Genomic DNA, 16886 nt, shown 5'->3' with positions numbered 1-16886 from the left:
TTGAAGTAGTCGTAGACGAATTCGGGTCTATGGGACCACTTGTTGTTGAAGTAGTTGTAGACGAATTAGGATCTATCGGACCACTTGTTGTTGTAGTAGTCGTAGACGAATTAGGATCTATCGGACCACTTGTTGTTGTAGAAGTTGTTGTAGTAGTTGATGTCACATCGGGAAGTGCAACGATGATAGCACCGTTTACGCCGATGAGCTTGTCAGTGATATCGTTACCGTCTGTATCGAAGATCATGAGTGATCCCTTTACAAACTCTACAGGATATGTGCCGGGCTGTGTTCCCTCGGGAACGTTGTAAGTAAGGATAGCAACGTTGTCGCCGTCGTTAGCTGCAACCTGAACACCTACTGTATTAGCGAAATCGAACTTCTTCTTGAGAGCGTTTGCAACGATGCTTGCACCGTATGCGTCAGAGCCCTCGATAGCGAAGTAATTTACGCCGTCGCGGTTCTTGATATCGAACTGAGCGCCTGCGATAGCAAGCCTTGAGTTGTCCATATCAACTACCTTGATAGGAAGCTTTACAGTCTCTCCGGGATAAGCGGTAACTGTAGCGATCTGCCAGATGATACCGCCCTCGGGAGCAGTTACTGTTGTAGTTGTTGTTGTGGTTGTAGGACCGGGTGTAGTTGTTGTAACAACGTCTACTACTTCGATCCAACCGTCTGTAAATGTAACCTTATCAGTGATGTCGCCGCCGTTTGTGTCGCTTACGAACTGATTTGTCCACTTTACAGGATACTGTCCCTTAGGACAATCTGTAGGTACAGTGAAGGTAAGGGTCATGATCTTGTCGCCGTCATATGCGCCCTTGCCGATACCGCTCGCCTGAGCGAAAGCAAAGCTCATCTTGTCGTCGTTCTTGACCAGATCTGTACCGTAAGGAGTACCTGCAGCTGTGCTGTACTTTGTAGGAGCTGTGCCCTTGATGCCGAACTGAGCGCCTGCAACCTCAAGGTCGCTGTCGCCCTTTACGAGAACGTCAAGAGTAACTGTCTGACCGCGCTCAGCCTGAACCTTGGGGATAACCCACTCGGCTGTGCCGTCAGTAGTTTTGCCTACTGTGATAGAACCGTCAACAAAGATAACGTTGCTTGTGATATCTCTGCCGTCGGTGTCGCTTACGAATGCGTCAGACCACTTAACGGGATATTTACCGTCTGCGCAGTCTGCGGGAACTGTGTAAGTAAGTGTGAAGATCTGTGAACCGTCAGCAGCTGCAACACCTGCACCGCTTACGTTGCCGAAAGCAAATGACTGCTTTGCATCGTTGGCTGTGATGGGAGCGCCGTATGCTGTACCGTCAGCGATCTTGGAATACTTGACTGTGTCGGCGTTGATCTTGAACTGTGCGCCTGCTACAGGAACTGCAGCCTTAGCACTGTCGTCGACTACTGCCTTCAGTGTAACTGTTTCACCCTTCTGGGCTGTTACATTGTCGAGTACCCACTTTACCTTGCCCTCAACTACGACGTTTTTCTTTACAGTGATAGAACCGTCCGTGAACTTTACGTTTGCAGTGAGATCCTTACCGTCTGTATCGCATACAAAGCCGTCAGCCCACTTTACGGGGTAAACGCCTTCGCCGCAGTCAGAAGGAACCTGGAACTTGAACGAAGCGATTGTTGCGCCGTCAGCTGCAACAACGCCTGCGCCTGTGCCATTGCCGAAAGCAAATGACTTCTTGTCGTTATTTACAGCAAATGAAGAAGCGTATGCGCCGCCCTCCGTCATTGAGCTGTAGTTAACGTGTGAATCGTTATCGATCTTGAACTGTGCGCCTGCAACGGGAAGTGTTGCATTATCGGGAGCGCTTACAGTAGCCTTGACTGTAACTACTTCGCCGGGAGCGGCTGTTACCTTGTCAAGTACCCATTCGATATTACCGTTGGCTTCAGCGTCCTTTACAACGATCTCGCCATTGGTGAATGTAACCTTTTCAGTGATGTCGTTTCCGTCTGTATCGCTTACAAACTGATCTGCCCACTGAACAGGATACTTTGTACCGGGAGCTGCATTGGCAGGAACTGTGTAAGCAAGAGTAACAACTACTGAATCATCAGCAGCTACTATTCCTCTGCCTGCACCCTGACCGAAAGCAAACTTGCCCTTATTATACGCTATGCTTGCGCCGTATGCGTCACCGTCGGTCTTTGAACCGAAGGTCACATCTGCTGCTGAAATCTTGAACTGTGCACCCGCAACTGCGAGACTTGAACTCTTGACTACTACGGGCATAGTGACCGTCTGGCCTGGAGCTGCAGTTACTGTTGGGATGAGCCATTCTACTTTACCGTCAGCAGCGGTTCTGTTAGCAGAAACATCCAGTACTTCGCCCATACTAACATTAGGCTGCTCAGCAGAAATACTGCCGGCAGCACTAACTGACGAAGCAAATGCACCTGCCATGAGCGTGAAGCTCATGGCAATGGATGTAACTGCAGAAAGCAGTTTCTTCATCAGTGCATTTCCTTTCCGAGCGATTTGCTCTATTTAATTAGTACGTACTTATAATCTCCTTACTGAGGAAGAGTTACAAGATCAACGATAGACTTGAGGATTGTTTCTGAGTCAGCAGCTGTGAGCTTAACGCCTGCGGGATCAACTGCAGCGCCAGACTTATCCTGAGGATCCTTAACGTCGCCGTTTACCTTACCCTGATCAGATACAGGATATGTAGGATCGTTGAGGTATCTGTTGAGAACTACTACGTCAGCAACGTTAACCTTACCATCGCAGTTTACATCACCCCATGTAGGAGCAAGCTTACCAGCGGGAGGTGTAGTTGTAGTTGTTGTTGTTGTAGGATCGGGAGTTGTAGTAGTTGTAGTTGTTGTTGTAGTTGTCTCAGATGTAGTTGTTGTTGTTGTTACGTCTGAGCCAATTGTGAGTACGAAAGGAGTTACAGCTGCTGAGTACTTATCGCCTGAGCCGCCTTCCTTGAATACCTTGAGCTCGCTCTTAACGAGATCAACTGTGTACTTTGTGCCGTTTGCAGCGTTTGCGGGAACCTTAACCTTGATTACAGATACAGACTCGCCGTTTGTAACTGCTGAAGGCTCACCGTCGCCAGAACCTACTGACATGATGCTGATACGAGCCTCGTCTTCGTTGGTGTTGATTGTAGCACCGCCGAGAGCCTTAGCCTTCTTGCCCATCTGAACGAGCTCGAGACCGCCGAGGTCATACTGAGCGTCCATACCTGCGCAAGTGTTTGTGCCTGCGTCAACTACGAGGCTGAGTGTGAGCTCTGCACCTGCTTCAGCGTTAGCAGTTGAGTTGCCGTTGCCGTCAACGATCTTGAACTTGAACTGTGCATTAGGATCAACAGTTGTAGTTGTTGTAGGACCGGGAGGTGTAGTTGTTGTTGATGTTGTTGTTGTCGGAAGAACTGTGCCATCGTTTACTGTAAGAACGATAGGAGTTACAGCTGCTGAGTACTTATCGCCTGAGCCGCCTTCCTTGAATACCTTGAGCTCGCTCTTAACGAGATCAACTGTGTACTTTGTGCCGTTTGTTGCGTTTGCGGGAACCTTAACCTTGATAACAGATACAGACTCGCCGTTTGTAACTGCTGAAGGCTCGCCGTCGCCAGAACCTACTGACATGATGCTGATACGAGCCTCAGCTTCGTTGGTGTTGATTGTAGCACCGCCGAGAGCCTTAGCCTTCTTGCCCATCTGAACGAGCTCGAGACCGCCGAGGTCATACTGAGCGTCCATACCTGCGCAAGTGTTTGTACCTGCGTCAACTACGAGGCTGAGTGTAACTTCCTGGCCGGCTGTTACGTCAGCTGCTGAGTTGCCGTCAGCGTCAACGATCTTGAACTTGAACTGTGCGTTAGGATCAACAGTAGTTGTTGTTGTGCTTGGGTTGGGATCCTTTGTTGTTGTTGTGATAATGCCGTTTCCAACCTGAACTACGAAAGGAGTAACGCCTGCTGTGTACTTGTCACCAGAGCCGCCTTCCTTGAATACCTTGAGCTCGCTTGAAACGAGATCAACTGTGTACTGTGTACCCTCTGCAGCGTTTGCGGGAACCTTAACCTTGATAACAGATACAGACTCGCCGTTTGTAACTGCTGAAGGCTCGCCGTCGCCAGAACCTACTGACATGATGCTGATACGAGCCTCAGCTTCGTTGGTGTTGATTGTAGCACCGCCGAGAGCCTTAGCCTTCTTGCCCATCTGAACGAGCTCGAGACCGCCGAGGTCATACTGAGCGTCCATACCTGCACAGGTATTGTTGCCAGCGTTAACTACGAGGTTAAGTGTGAGCTCTTCGCCGGCAGCAGCATTTGCTGTAGAATTGCCGTTGCCGTCAACTATCTTGAAGTTGAAGTCCTTGTTACCTACGGGAACAGGAGTTGTTGTAGTTGTAGTTGTTGTTGTGGGGTTAGGAGCTGTAGTTGTTGTTGTAACTTCAGTACCATCGCCCTCGATCTTGATTGTAAGACCGCTTGTTGTGAGGTTGTTTTCCTCAAGTGAATACTTGCGTGAAGTATCTGAAGGGTTCTCTTTTCTTGCCTCGATCATAGGAGACATAACAGTTACCTTCTCATCAGGATCTGTATCATAGTGATGGAAGTCAACGTGATATGTACCTGCTGCGATGTTGGCAGGAACTGTGATGTCGAAAGCATAGAGAGGATAATCGTCAGACTTTGTGCCTGCCCACTTATAATCTCTGCCATCGTTCATCCATGAAAGTCCGATGAAATAGTTTTCTGCGCCTGCAGCTGTCATTGAAGGCTCGCAGCCAAAGATATAACGTCCGGGAGCCATGTAGCCGTCCATGTCGTCCATGATACCGCCGAATGTGATATACTGGTCTGTTGAACCTGAACCGGAAGAAAGTGTAACATTCTTCTCGGAATCATAGTACTTCTGATCGGGAAGACGAACAGCGAACTTAAGATCAGGTGAATCAGTTGTAACAGCAACTGAGAGTGAACCTGTGTCGTTGTCTGTACCCTCTGTCAGATAAACAGCAGCAGGGATATTGTAGCCATTAGCACCGATATCAGCCTTCTTGATTGTAACCTCAGAAGCGCCGTTGGAGATACCGGGCTTAGTGTCATCATATGTTTTAATAGAAAATCCCTTGGTTGCGTCTGCAGCGCCTACTGTTGCAGGAACTACCGCGCTAACCATCGTTGCAGCCATACACAGTGATGTGACTGCAGAAATTAACTTTTTCATTTGTAATAATTCCTTTCTTTAGGTTTTTACGCCTACTAATAAAACATAAATTGGGTTTGTATTCCTTTGTAAGGGGGACAAATCAGATAATCTCGGATCAAAGTTCTTTGATATTGTGGAGCAGATAATTCTGGATCTTGAGAGCATCGTTAGATGTAAGACCCACTACATCCTTATCAACATCGCCGTTTACCTTACCCTGATTAGTAAGGTGCTTAGCGTCTGAACCGCTTATGCCATACTTATTGGGGTTTGCAAGGCTCTGCATGATGAGGATAGCATCTGCAAGCTCGACAACTCCATCACAGTTAGTATCACCGGCAAGTGTCACTGAAGGACCGCCTGTTGTAGGCTGTGTGCCGATGGTAACCTTTCCGTTTGTGGTCTCTACATCGAGCTTAACGGGCTTTCCGTTAGACTCATAGCCACAGCCGATCTTTCCGTTTACTGTCTTAGAGCCGGAATATGTCTCACGGTCAATTGCCTTGACTGCAAGCTCTGAGCTTGTGCCTTCCTTAGCGCTGCTTGAAACAGTGCCCTTGATGGTACAGAATGTTCCGTCGCCCTTGAGCCAGTATGAAGAATCCTCGGCAGCAGTAGACCATATCAGGTTTACACAACCCTCTTTGCTGTTGATTGAGCTCTCGAAGAGATCGCTGAGTGAAGCTGAAAGATCAGCTGACTGAGGGATCTTTGTTACGAGACCACCTGCTTCAACAGATGTGATTGTGAGTACGCTGCTGTCATAAGCTACAGCAAAGTCAAGTGCCTGAATGCCGGAAGATGGAATATCAGCCAACGATACGTCCACTGAGAAGTCCCCACCTACCTTTGCATTAGTTGTGCCAACGGATATCTGCACTGTTTCGCCGGCAGCTGCAACAGGTGCAAGTGAGCAGACTGAAAGTGAAAGCATCGTAGCAGCGATAGCTCCGACGACTACCTTTTTTGTCTTCATTATTTTTTCCTCCTTCTTCAATAATGTTATATAACAAAGGAACGGGGTGCCCCTTTAATTATATCTTGTCTTAACGCAGCGGATACACCGTTCCGCCCTCCCTGCAAAACCGTATCACCGATAACGAATGAAAGCTGTGCGAAAGCGTATGGCATTCCTGCCGCTGCTCAGTCATACAGACGAGGCTTAAGCTGTCCGAGCTGCGGTTTTCGGCGGATCATCTTCCGACCCGGCGTTTGTCCACGCCGCGCTCTGAAGCTCCCCTCTGCCGTCAGCCTGCGACTGAAAACTCCGCTCTGCAAGCAGTGGTTTTGTCGTAAGACGCATCACACTGCCGTGATGAGATACTTAATCCCAAATCTATATTTATTCATGATTTCATTATATATCAGGTCTAAAAAAAAGTAAATAGGTTCATACTGTTTTTGGTATTTTACCTAAACAGGAAAACTGATTTTTGCACGGTTTGCACAATGACTTTTTTCTGGAAAAACTCCAGTCAAACAGGATTTTTAAACCAAAAATGAATTTATCAAATTATTTGTCGAGCTTGCGGAATTCTTCGGGTATTGCCTCGTCGATTATGCGGTTTATGACGTCCCAGCCGAAGTCGGTATATGTGCCCTGAGGCACTGCGTAGGGAAGTCCGTGACGGTCCGCCAGCTCCTTGGAATACTTGCTGTACGGATAAACCTTCATGTTGGAGAAATCGTTCTCATAGTGGACGATCGTAGGTATGCAGCCCACGTTCTCAAGCCTCAGCTCATTGGTCTCTCCGTCGATGACGATATCGAAATCGGGGAGCTCGCCAACAACGTTGAAGTTGTCTGTCTGAGCGCAGATGAAGTTGCCCATGGAGTAATAGACGAAGCCCTTTGTGCCGTCGTCGCGGGTGATCCACTCCATAGTTTCCGCTGTATGTGTATGGCAGCCGAGGATAACATCGGCGCCCCAGTTCACCATTTTGTTTGCCAGCTCCACTCTGTCCTCGGACACGATATTGGTGTCCTCGACGCCCCAGTGTGCGGCAACTATAACGGCATCGGCCTTTTCCTTGGCCTCCTTGATCTGTCTCTCTATAACGTCCTCCTCGGAGTTCTTTATAACTCTCAGCGGAACGTCGTTGAGCAGATCGTCGAAGCCGTTGATATGCTCTGCGTATGCAAGGAAAGCGACCTTTACGCCGTTGACCTCACGTATGCGGATATTGTTTGCGTCCTCCTCGTTGAGATAGGCTCCGAGCACTGTAAGATCGTTCTCCTTTGCCTTCTCGTTCCAGAAGTTAATGGACTCCTCGAGGCCGTCGGTACCCATGTCCAGCAGATGGTTGTTAGCCATGGTGAATACATCGAAGCCGCAGTCTATCACCGCGTCCGCCACCTCGGGAGGCGAGTTGAATATGAGCACTCCGCCCTCTGCACCGCGGACGCCGTTGCTCTTTGAGATAACGGTCTCCTGGTTGAGAATGGCCAGATCAGCGTCCTGTATGAGGTACTTGACCTCGGAATACATGGGCTTGAAGTCGTAGCCGTTGCCTCCTGCAAGGGCCTCGGCATTCTTGAATACCGAATAGTGGATGAGGTTATCGCCCGCAGCCGTAACGTGTACCACCTTATCGGGCGGCAGCGTTGTAAGCTCCTCGGTGGTCTCCTCGGGAACTGTCGTACCTGTTGTTGTCTGCGCATCGGGATCGGCCCTGCCGACCACATGGCTCGTTGCGCAGCCCACTCCGCAAGCCACGAGGGTGGTGAATATCGCAAGAGCGCCGAAAGCGCGTCCTTTTCTCAATTTCATAAATACTCCTTTGCGAAAGGGCATAAAATCCCTGAAAATATGCCGCTTCCTAAAATCATTATATCACATTATTTTTCATTTGGCAATTACAAATTGTATCAAACTTAAATGAATTTACGTTGTGTTTTATAAGCCTCAAGATTAAATTTCAGCCCCAAACAACGTATTTAAGGCAAATTCTTCCTCTCAGCTTTATTATACACAATTATTTGTTCATTCATACGAAGTTTTTCAAAGAAAATTGTGCAAGCTGACTATTCGCCCTTGTTTTGTCCACTTTGTATACACAAAAATTACAATCTGTTAATTTCACGGCTTTCCTGAAGCTCAATGAACTCCTCCGCAAGAGCTTCCGCCTCCGCATAGGAGGACAGCTGATAGCAGCGGCCGCGGAACTTGGCCGAGCCGTAGTATCCGTTCATATACCAGGCAGCGTGCTTACGCGCCTCGTGCATAGCGAGCTCCTCGCATTTTTCGCTGAGCTCCAGTATGAGCCTTATATGCTCCAGCATGACTCTCATCTTCTCGCGGAGCTCCGGCGGCTCATAGGCCTCTCCCCTGAGCAGGGACTCTGTCTCGCGGAAAATGAACGGGTTGCCGTAGCTGCCGCGGCCTATCATTACAAGGTCGCAGCCCGTCTGCCTGTACATCTCCGCGCAGGAGGCTCCGTCGGTGACGTCGCCGTTGCCTATGACAGGCACGGAAACGGCCTCCTTCACAGCCTTTATGATATTGCTGTCGGACTGTCCGCTGTAGAACATATCCCTCGTGCGTCCGTGGACGGCTATGGCCGCTGCTCCAGCCGCTTCAAGGGCTTTCGCCATTTCGGGCGCATTTATGGTATCAGCGCTCCAGCCGCTGCGTATCTTCACTGTAACGGGAGTATCCCCTGCCGCCTTCACGGCCGCCTCCGTAACGGCTGACGCCAGCTTTATATCCTTCATCAGCGCCGAGCCTGCCCCCGTGCCCACTACCTTCGGCACAGGACAGCCCATGTTGATGTCTATGATATCGGGACGGTACTCCAGCACTATCTTCACGGCCTCGCCCATGAAGTCGGGCTCGCTGCCGAAAAGCTGCACAGCCATGGGGCGCTCCTCATCGGTGACGGTGCACAGCTCAGCTGTCTTGCGGTCGCTGTAGCATATGCCCTTCGCGGACACCATCTCGCTGACAACATAGGCCGCTCCGTACTTCTTGCACATGAGCCTGTAGGCTCTGTCGGCAACTCCCGCCATGGGCGCAAGAGCCGCCGTGCGGGCTATGCTGACCTTTCCTATTTTAATTGTGTCAGTCATCAGCGTTCTCCGCAGCCTTGTCCTTGTTCCTGAAAACGAACACCTTGCTGAGTATGTAATTGGCTATGAATATCGCCACCTGACTGAGGAAGGTTATCACGGTCTTGCTCATGCCGAGCCAGTCGCAGCACACAAGGAATATTGCCTCCTCCATGCCCAGAGTGGCCAGCCTTGCCCCGTAGAAGGAAGCGAATACCTTCCAGAATTCCTTCGAGGTTTTTGTCTCGTTCTTGAAGACGTATTTTTTATTTGTAAAGAAAGCAAATGTCACGGCGCATATCCATGAGAACACCACGCCTGCGGTACTCTCCCACCTGGGCTCTCCGGGCACCAGCCAGAAGAGCAGGAGCTTCGTTACAATGGATACCACTGTGGTCAGTCCGCCGAAAACAAGATAGAGCCACTTCTCCTCATACTTATAGTATATCTTCTGAAGGGGCTTCGGAAGTATCGAAACGCACCACTTAATGAATTTTTCCATTTTATCTGTCCTTTCAGAAATTCAATCGCCCTTATATAATAGCAGTTTGCGGACAGAAATGCAAGTCATTTCACGATATTTTTATTTAATATCCGTTTTTTTCTGCCATATGGCAAAACACCTCCGCTATATACTATCGACGTCTCAGCAAAAAACATAACAGGTTTTGGAACAAAAAATTTTCAACAGCGGTTACTGCCCGATTTCAAGGGAGCTGCCGCTCGTTTCGAGTATACTTCTTGTAATTTATTTTGTTAAAATTACACATAATTCTGAGGCATTTTTTGTAGCAATGCCGTATTGTAAATAACAGAGCGTTGTGCTATAATAATTATAGATTGATTGTTTTATACAGTTAATGAATACGCTCTGTTTTCATTCCACGGCTAACGCCTGTCGGAATATTAAAAGCTCCCCGAAAGGGGAGTTTTTTATTTGTGATTTTGTACAATGCACCCGTGATAATATTATACTGTATTATCATTGAAAAGCTCTGTCGCTTTATGGTATAATTAGAATATATAAGCACGGACGGAGGTATTCAGATGAGTACATCAGCAAAAAAACCGAGAAAAAAGAAAACCGGCAGCAGCAGTAATACCGTAGAGATAAACATTGATCCAAAGAAGCTCATCAGCGGCAATCCCATGCTGGTGCTGTGCTTCATAGTCATCGCACTTGTCATCGGCTTTATCGCCGCAAGACAGTTCTACAAGCCCGACCACTCCTTCGCTCCCATAGAGGAAGAAGCAACGGTGGACTCCGTTACTCTGGAGGAGATAATAACTCCCGCAAGCGACCTTGTTTCCACCAAGTATACATACACCGACGCAGATGTCTACGAGAACAGCAAGAAGCTCTTCGGCAAGAAGGTGCCCCTGACCACGGACAAGGTGATATTCACCTACAGCGGCATAATCAGCGCAGGTATCGACCTTTCGCAGATAAAGTACGATATAGACAACGACGCAAAGACCATTACGGTAACACTTCCGGAGCCGAAATTCATGTCCCACGAAATGGACGAGAACAGCTTCAAGTTCTATGACGCCAAGAACTCCATATTCACCGAGACCAAGCTGGAGGACTATTCAAGTCTCATGGCAAAGCTGAAGAAGGAGAAGGAGGATCAGCTCCGCAATGACGGCGAGTTCCTTCCCTCGGTAACAGAGAACGCCAAGAACGTGCTCAACGACCTGTTCAAGATAGCCGACGCCACCAGCAGCTATGAGATAATCTACAAGTAAAACACAAAGCTCCCCTGGGGGAGCTTTTCTTGTTCATTTCTTTTCTTCGGAAGATGTATCAAGGTTGTCGATAGAATATTTCAGACATTGTATAACAAGCTGATTGAGCGAAAGATTATTTTCAAACGCAAGCTTTTCGAGCTCGTCAACAAACTCCTTCGGAAGTCTGAATGTTTTGGTAACGTATTCCTCATAGCCTTTTTGCAGTTTAAACATACTCTCACGCTCCTTATAATCATTATCTAATATTTTATTGTGATTTTATACAATGATTTTGCAATAATTTTATATTGTATTATTATTGCATTAATCATATAATTATGTTATAATGACTATAAAGTAAAGCTTTGAAAGGGTGGAATACATGGCTAAAATCTTAAATATAACCGATACCTCAATTATAATTGGAACAGACAACGGAGGTTTGAAAGAAGTCAAGCTTTCTGATGTAAACTATTATCCGAGAGTCGGCGACCAAGTTGAGATTTACGAAACAGAAGAAAAGATCATTGTCACAAAAGCCGAAACTCCGCCTCTCCAACGTTCAGCACCTTCCAGCATTATAAATATAACCCCCTATAATTCACAAAATATGTCACCGCCACCTCAAAGATATGCAAACTCTCAAAAGCCTGTAAACAAGACTGCATACTGTTTGCTATGTATTTTCCTCGGCGGAATAGGCATTCATAAATTTTATGCCGGAAAAATCGGTATAGGTATTCTCTATTTATTGTTTTGTTGGACATTGATCCCTTCGTTAATTGCACTTATTGAATTTATCATAGCACTTTGCGACACCGCTGATGCAAATGGCAATATTCTCGTTTAACAGCTAACACAAAGCTCCCCTCGGGGAGCTTTAAAATATTGCGGGACGCCGGGAGCGGCGTCCCCTGCTGATAAAAAAGGCGTGACACAAGTCACGCCTTTTGATATTACTTGTTGAGATTTGCTTCGATCATGTCGAGCTCATCGTAGAGTGCCTGGGGGATATTGCCGCCCTTAGCCTTGATGTCCTCGTCATAGTATCTTCTCATCTCAGCGATCTCCTTCTTCCACTCTTCCTTGTCTACAGTGAGGAGCTTCTGGAGTGCAGATGCGGGAACCTCGTCCTCGATGCCCTTGAGGTTGATATCCTCAGCCTTGGGAAGGAATCCGATAGGAGTCTCAACAGCGTCAACTTCGCCCTCAACTCTCTTGATGATCCAGTCGAGAACTCTCATGTTGTCGCCGAAACCGGGCCAGAGGAAGTTGCCCTCGTCGTCAGTTCTGAACCAGTTAACGTTGAAGATCTTAGGAGCCTTGCTGCCGAGTCTTGCGCCCATTTCGAGCCAGTGTGCCCAGTAGTCGCCTACGTTGTAGCCGATGAAGGGCTTCATAGCCATAGGATCGTGACGGAGAACGCCTACTGCGCCTGTTGCAGCAGCAGTTGTCTCAGAAGATACGGCAGATCCGAGGTATGTACCGTGTGTCCAGTCGAATGACTGATATACCAGAGGAGCAGTTGTTGCACGTCTGCCGCCGAAGATGATAGCGGAGATCGGAACGCCCTCGGGATTGTTGAACTCGGGTGAGATGCAGGGGCAGTTCTGAGCGGGAGCTGTGAATCTTGAGTTGGGGTGAGCAAGCTTCTTGCCCTCGGCTACCCAAGCCTCACCGTCGCACTTGATACCTGTCCACTCTGTAGCGTCCTTGGGAGGATTCTCGTTGAGCTTCTCCCACCATACAGTGTTATCGCTGTTGTCAAGAGCAACGTTTGTGAAGATAGCGCCGTTCTTTGTACAAGCAAGAGCGTTGTAGTTGGACTTAGCGTTAGTTCCGGGAGCAACGCCGAAGAAGCCGTTCTCGGGGTTGATAGCGTAGAGTCTGCCGTCCTTGCCGGGCTTCATCCAAGCGATATCGTCACCTACTGTGAATACCTCATAGCCGTCCTTCTTGTATCCCTCGGGAGGAATGAGCATAGCCAGGTTGGTCTTTCCGCAGGCAGAGGGGAATGCAGCAGTGATGTACTTTACATCGCCGTCGGGCTTCTTAACGCCGAGGATGAGCATATGCTCAGCCATCCATGCCTCGTTCTTGCCCTGGAAGGAAGCGATACGCAGAGCGAAGCACTTCTTGCCGAGGAGAACGTTTCCGCCGTAAGCAGAGTTGATGGACCAGATAGTGTTCTCCTCGGGGAACTGAACGATGTATCTCTTCTCGGGATCAACGTCAGCCTTGGAGTGGAGACCTCTTACGAAATCGTCGGAAGTATCGCCGAGATTCTCGAAAGCCTGCTTGCCCATTCTTGTCATTATATTCATATTGAGAACAACGTAGATCGAGTCTGTTACCTCAACGCCTACCTTAGCGAGAGGAGAACCGATGGGTCCCATTGAGTAAGGGATAACGTACATTGTTCTGCCCTTCATAACGCCGTTGTACATAGGAGTGAGGAGAGCCTTCATCTCATCGGGAGCCATCCAGTTGTTTGTAGGACCTGCACCCTTCTTTTCCTTGGAGCAGATGAATGTTCTGTCCTCAACACGGGCAACGTCGTTAGCGCGTGTTCTGTGATAGAGGCAGTTGGGGTACTTCTCGGGATTGAGCTTGTACATTTTGTCCCAGCTGTCATCGGGAAGTGAAGTAACCTCCTCGATAAGAGCGTCGATCTGCTCCTTGGAGCCGTCGATCCACACTACCTTATCAGGCTGACAGAGAGCTACCATCTCGTCTACCCACTTTAATACGTTAGGGTTCTTTGTCAAAGACATTGTATAATACCTCCTAAAAATTTATCATGAAATATGCGGAAAGCACACCGCAAAACGGAATGTCAGGCAAAAGCCAAACGTTCCTCTGATACTATTATATCTGTTTTTTGTCAATAAGTCAATAGACACAGGTCATATTTTGACGGTATTTTTTCGGAATAGCAATATACCCGAAAAGCAATGCATTTCTTGCGGTAAAGCCGTTCTTTCACGCGAAAAAGCGCGGCACACCGTTGCCGTGTTATATAAAAAAACGCACTCTGTTATTCTTTTGTCAATGTCTGCCCGTATATTTTCATTCACCGGTTTGCTGTTTTGCCGGAAATGTCATATAAACAGCTCACCGCCGCTCCTCTTTTCGCGTCCGCAACTGCAAAACATGAAGATAACGCCGCGGCTGTTGCATTATACACTATGATATGTTATAATAAATATGTATTGCCTTCGGTCCCTGTTCATGCCATGAGGCTGAGGCCGAAGCTCAAAAGCCAAGAAAAGGAGCCTGCTATGAAACTACTTGCTATCGACGGCAACAGCATACTCAACCGTGCATTCTACGGTATAAAGCTGCTGACCAACAAAAAGGGTGAATTCACCAACGCCATATTCGGCTTCATGAACATATATCTCCGCAACGTAGGCGACATACGCCCCGACGCAGTTGCCGTGGCCTTCGACCTGCGCACTCCCACCTTCCGCCACAAGGCCGCGTCCTATTACAAGGCCAACCGCAAGGGTATGCCTCCCGAGCTGGCAGAGCAGCTGCCCAGAGTGAAAAAGCTTCTCGGCCTCATGGGCGTAAAGGTAGTGGAATGTGAGGGCTATGAGGCCGACGACGTCCTCGGCACTCTTTCAAAGCTCTGCTCCGACAGCGGCAATGAATGCTATGTGCTGACAGGCGACCGCGACAGCCTTCAGCTCATTGATGACAAGGTAACGGTAGTCCTTGCCACCAACAAGGAAAACATATACTACACTCCCGCCCGCTTCATGGAGGACTACGGCTTCGAGCCCATAAAGCTCATCGACCTGAAGGCTCTCATGGGCGACAGCTCCGACAATATCCCCGGCGTTGCAGGCATAGGCGAAAAGACCGCCTCCGCACTCATAAAGGAATACGGCTGCATAGAGACTCTCTATGAGAAGTACGAGGAGTCGGGACTTACCAAGGGCGTAAAGGCCAAGCTTGCAGCAGGCGCGGACTCCGCAAAGGAGAGCAAGTGGCTGGCCACCATAGTCCGCGACGCTCCCATAGATACCGACCTGAGCTCCTACAATATCGGTACTGCCGATACGGCTGCGGTCAGCCTCATGCTAAGCGAGCTGGAAATGTTCAAGCTCCTTGACAAGCTGGGCATAAGCGCTACCGAAGGTACCAATTCAGTCCCCGAAGCCAGGGAAGAGGAGGCTCCCGTTATCAATGCGGAGCTATGTGACCTCACCGCTGATATTATATGCGGACTTACGGACTGCGAGTACCTTTTCCGCGACGGAAGCCTGTCTGTCCGCAACGGCGATAAGGTATACACCACCGAGGACGAGCAGCTCATACTCTCATTCTTCGCCTCGGACTGCAACAAATCCACCGATGACGCAAAGGCTCACTACCGCTGGGCAATGGCCCGCGGCGGACAGCTGAAAAATATCCGCGGCGACGCTGCCATATGCGGCTATCTGCTCAATACCTCCGCCTCAGACTACGCCGTGGACAAGCTCTGCGCAGAGTACGGCGTCCACTATTACAGCGAGAACTTCGACCTTGCGGAGCTCCTTTCCCTCCGCGGGCTTATGAAAAAGCTCCGCGCCGAGATAGAGTCCGAGGGCATGACAGAGCTTCTGGAAAAGGTGGAGCTGCCACTTACTGAGGTACTTGCCTCCATGGAGGATACGGGAGTCCTCATAGACCGCAAGGGCGTGGAGGACTTCGGCGTGTATCTCTCGGAGATGATAGAGGAAACTCAGCAGATGATCTACGACGAGGCAGGTCATGAGTTCAATATCTCCTCCCCCAAGCAGCTGGGCACCGTCCTGTTCGAGGAAATGGGCCTGCCTGCAAAGAAAAAGACCAAGAGCGGCTATTCCACCAATGCGGAGGTGCTTGAGGAGCTCCGCAATCATGCTCCCATAGTTGACAACGTACTGAAATACCGCCAGTATACAAAGCTGAACTCCACATATGTGGCAGGCCTGCTGGACAAGATAGCTCCCGACGGCCGTATACACACATGGTTCCGCCAGACCGAGACCAGAACGGGACGTATCAGCTCAACAGAGCCAAATATGCAGAATATCCCCGTCCGCACCGAGCTGGGCGCACAGATGAGGAAGTTCTTCACCGCCGCCGAGGGTAAAACTCTTATCGACGCCGACTACAGCCAGATCGAGCTGAGAGTCATGGCTCATCTCTGCGGTGACGAAAATATGACCGAGGCCTTCACATCTGGGGAGGATATCCATACCTCCACTGCGGCTCAGGTCTTCGATATGCCGCTGTTCATGGTGACTCCCGAGATGAGAAGCGCCGCCAAGGCGGTAAACTTCGGTATCATCTACGGTATCGGAGCCTTCTCCCTTGCAAAGGACATCGGTACTTCCGTTGCAAAGGCAAAAAAATACATCGCGGACTACCTTGCCAAGTATCCCAAGGTAAATGAGTTCATGGAGACCACCGTGAACAACGCCTTCAGGGACGGCTATGTCACCACCATGTTCGGCAGAAAGCGCCGTATACCCGAGCTTTCATCGTCAAACAAGATGTTGCAGGCGGCAGGAAAGCGCATAGCTATGAATACCCCCGTGCAGGGAACGGCTGCCGACCTTATCAAGATAGCCATGATAAACGTATACGATCGCCTGAAAGCCGAGAAGCTTGACGCGAAGCTCATATTGCAGGTACACGACGAGCTCATCATCGAATCGGATATCTCCTGCGCGGATAAGTGCGCGGAGCTCCTGAAAGAGGAGATGCAGGGCGTGTACGATATGCGGGTCCCCCTTGCGGTGGAAGTCCACACGGGACACTCATGGTACGACGCGAAAGGCTGAGCAGCGTGACGCTGCACCCTTGCCACGTTGTCGCTTGTTTCACGCGCTCACTGTTATAAAAACCGTTACTTGTACATCGCTTACGGTATATTT

At 49.2% G+C, this 16886-nt stretch carries 11 protein-coding genes; 3 read left to right on the top strand and 8 right to left on the bottom strand.

The genetic code is table 11. The features are described from left to right. From Q0Y65_RS14705 to Q0Y65_RS14680, 6 genes are all read right to left on the bottom strand, one after another. A partial coding sequence (locus tag Q0Y65_RS14705; protein ID WP_297961527.1) for a cohesin domain-containing protein occupies nucleotides 1–2473 on the bottom strand: 2473 nt, incomplete at its 3' end. 59 nt (nucleotides 2474–2532) lie between these two features. Then, nucleotides 2533–5214 carry a dockerin type I repeat-containing protein gene (locus Q0Y65_RS14700; RefSeq protein ID WP_297961524.1) on the bottom strand — a complete coding sequence of 894 codons (2682 nt, stop codon included), beginning with the start codon at nucleotides 5212–5214 and terminating at the stop codon, nucleotides 2533–2535. A 97-nt stretch (nucleotides 5215–5311) separates the two neighbouring features. Beyond that, nucleotides 5312–6172, bottom strand: coding sequence for a cohesin domain-containing protein (locus Q0Y65_RS14695; RefSeq protein ID WP_297961521.1), 861 nt, complete (start codon nucleotides 6170–6172; stop codon nucleotides 5312–5314). Nucleotides 6173–6709: 537 nt separating this feature from the next. After that, nucleotides 6710–7966 (bottom strand): CapA family protein, encoded by a 1257-nt coding sequence (locus tag Q0Y65_RS14690; RefSeq protein WP_297961518.1) that lies wholly within the window; start codon nucleotides 7964–7966, stop codon nucleotides 6710–6712. Between the two features lie 293 nt (nucleotides 7967–8259). Continuing rightward, nucleotides 8260–9264, bottom strand: coding sequence for a tRNA dihydrouridine synthase DusB (gene dusB / locus Q0Y65_RS14685; RefSeq protein ID WP_297961516.1), 1005 nt, complete (start codon nucleotides 9262–9264; stop codon nucleotides 8260–8262). Then, entirely contained in the window at nucleotides 9257–9745 is a 489-nt protein-coding gene (locus Q0Y65_RS14680; RefSeq protein ID WP_297961513.1) for a GtrA family protein, read from the bottom strand. Before Q0Y65_RS14680 ends, dusB begins: the two co-directional genes overlap by 8 nt. 545 nt (nucleotides 9746–10290) lie before the next feature. Here Q0Y65_RS14680 and Q0Y65_RS14675 point away from each other — a divergent pair. Continuing rightward, on the top strand, nucleotides 10291–10992 hold the full coding sequence (locus Q0Y65_RS14675) for a DUF4230 domain-containing protein (RefSeq protein ID WP_297961510.1): 702 nt from the start codon (nucleotides 10291–10293) through the stop codon (nucleotides 10990–10992). A 33-nt stretch (nucleotides 10993–11025) separates the two neighbouring features. Here Q0Y65_RS14675 and Q0Y65_RS14670 read toward each other — a convergent pair whose 3' ends face one another. After that, nucleotides 11026–11208, bottom strand: coding sequence for a hypothetical protein (locus tag Q0Y65_RS14670; protein WP_297961508.1), 183 nt, complete (start codon nucleotides 11206–11208; stop codon nucleotides 11026–11028). A gap of 148 nt (nucleotides 11209–11356) precedes the next feature. Here Q0Y65_RS14670 and Q0Y65_RS14665 point away from each other — a divergent pair, with 148 nt between their 5' ends. Continuing rightward, nucleotides 11357–11824 carry an NINE protein gene (locus Q0Y65_RS14665; protein ID WP_297961505.1) on the top strand — a complete coding sequence of 156 codons (468 nt, stop codon included), beginning with the start codon at nucleotides 11357–11359 and terminating at the stop codon, nucleotides 11822–11824. A 106-nt stretch (nucleotides 11825–11930) separates the two neighbouring features. Here the strand turns inward: Q0Y65_RS14665 and Q0Y65_RS14660 are convergent, their stop codons facing one another. Then, nucleotides 11931–13748, bottom strand: a complete 1818-nt coding sequence (locus Q0Y65_RS14660) for a phosphoenolpyruvate carboxykinase (GTP) (protein WP_297961502.1) — start codon at nucleotides 13746–13748, stop codon at nucleotides 11931–11933. 507 nt (nucleotides 13749–14255) lie between these two features. Between Q0Y65_RS14660 and polA the strand changes: the two genes are divergently transcribed. Further along, nucleotides 14256–16793 carry a DNA polymerase I gene (gene polA / locus Q0Y65_RS14655; protein ID WP_297961499.1) on the top strand — a complete coding sequence of 846 codons (2538 nt, stop codon included), beginning with the start codon at nucleotides 14256–14258 and terminating at the stop codon, nucleotides 16791–16793. Nucleotides 16794–16886 lie beyond the last annotated feature (93 nt).

The sequence above is a fragment of the uncultured Ruminococcus sp. genome, assembly GCF_947301925.1.
Taxonomy (GTDB): Bacteria; Bacillota; Clostridia; order Oscillospirales; family Ruminococcaceae; genus Ruminococcus.
The sequence above is the reverse complement of the archived record's forward strand: the minus strand, read 5'-3'. Positions and strand labels throughout refer to the sequence as shown.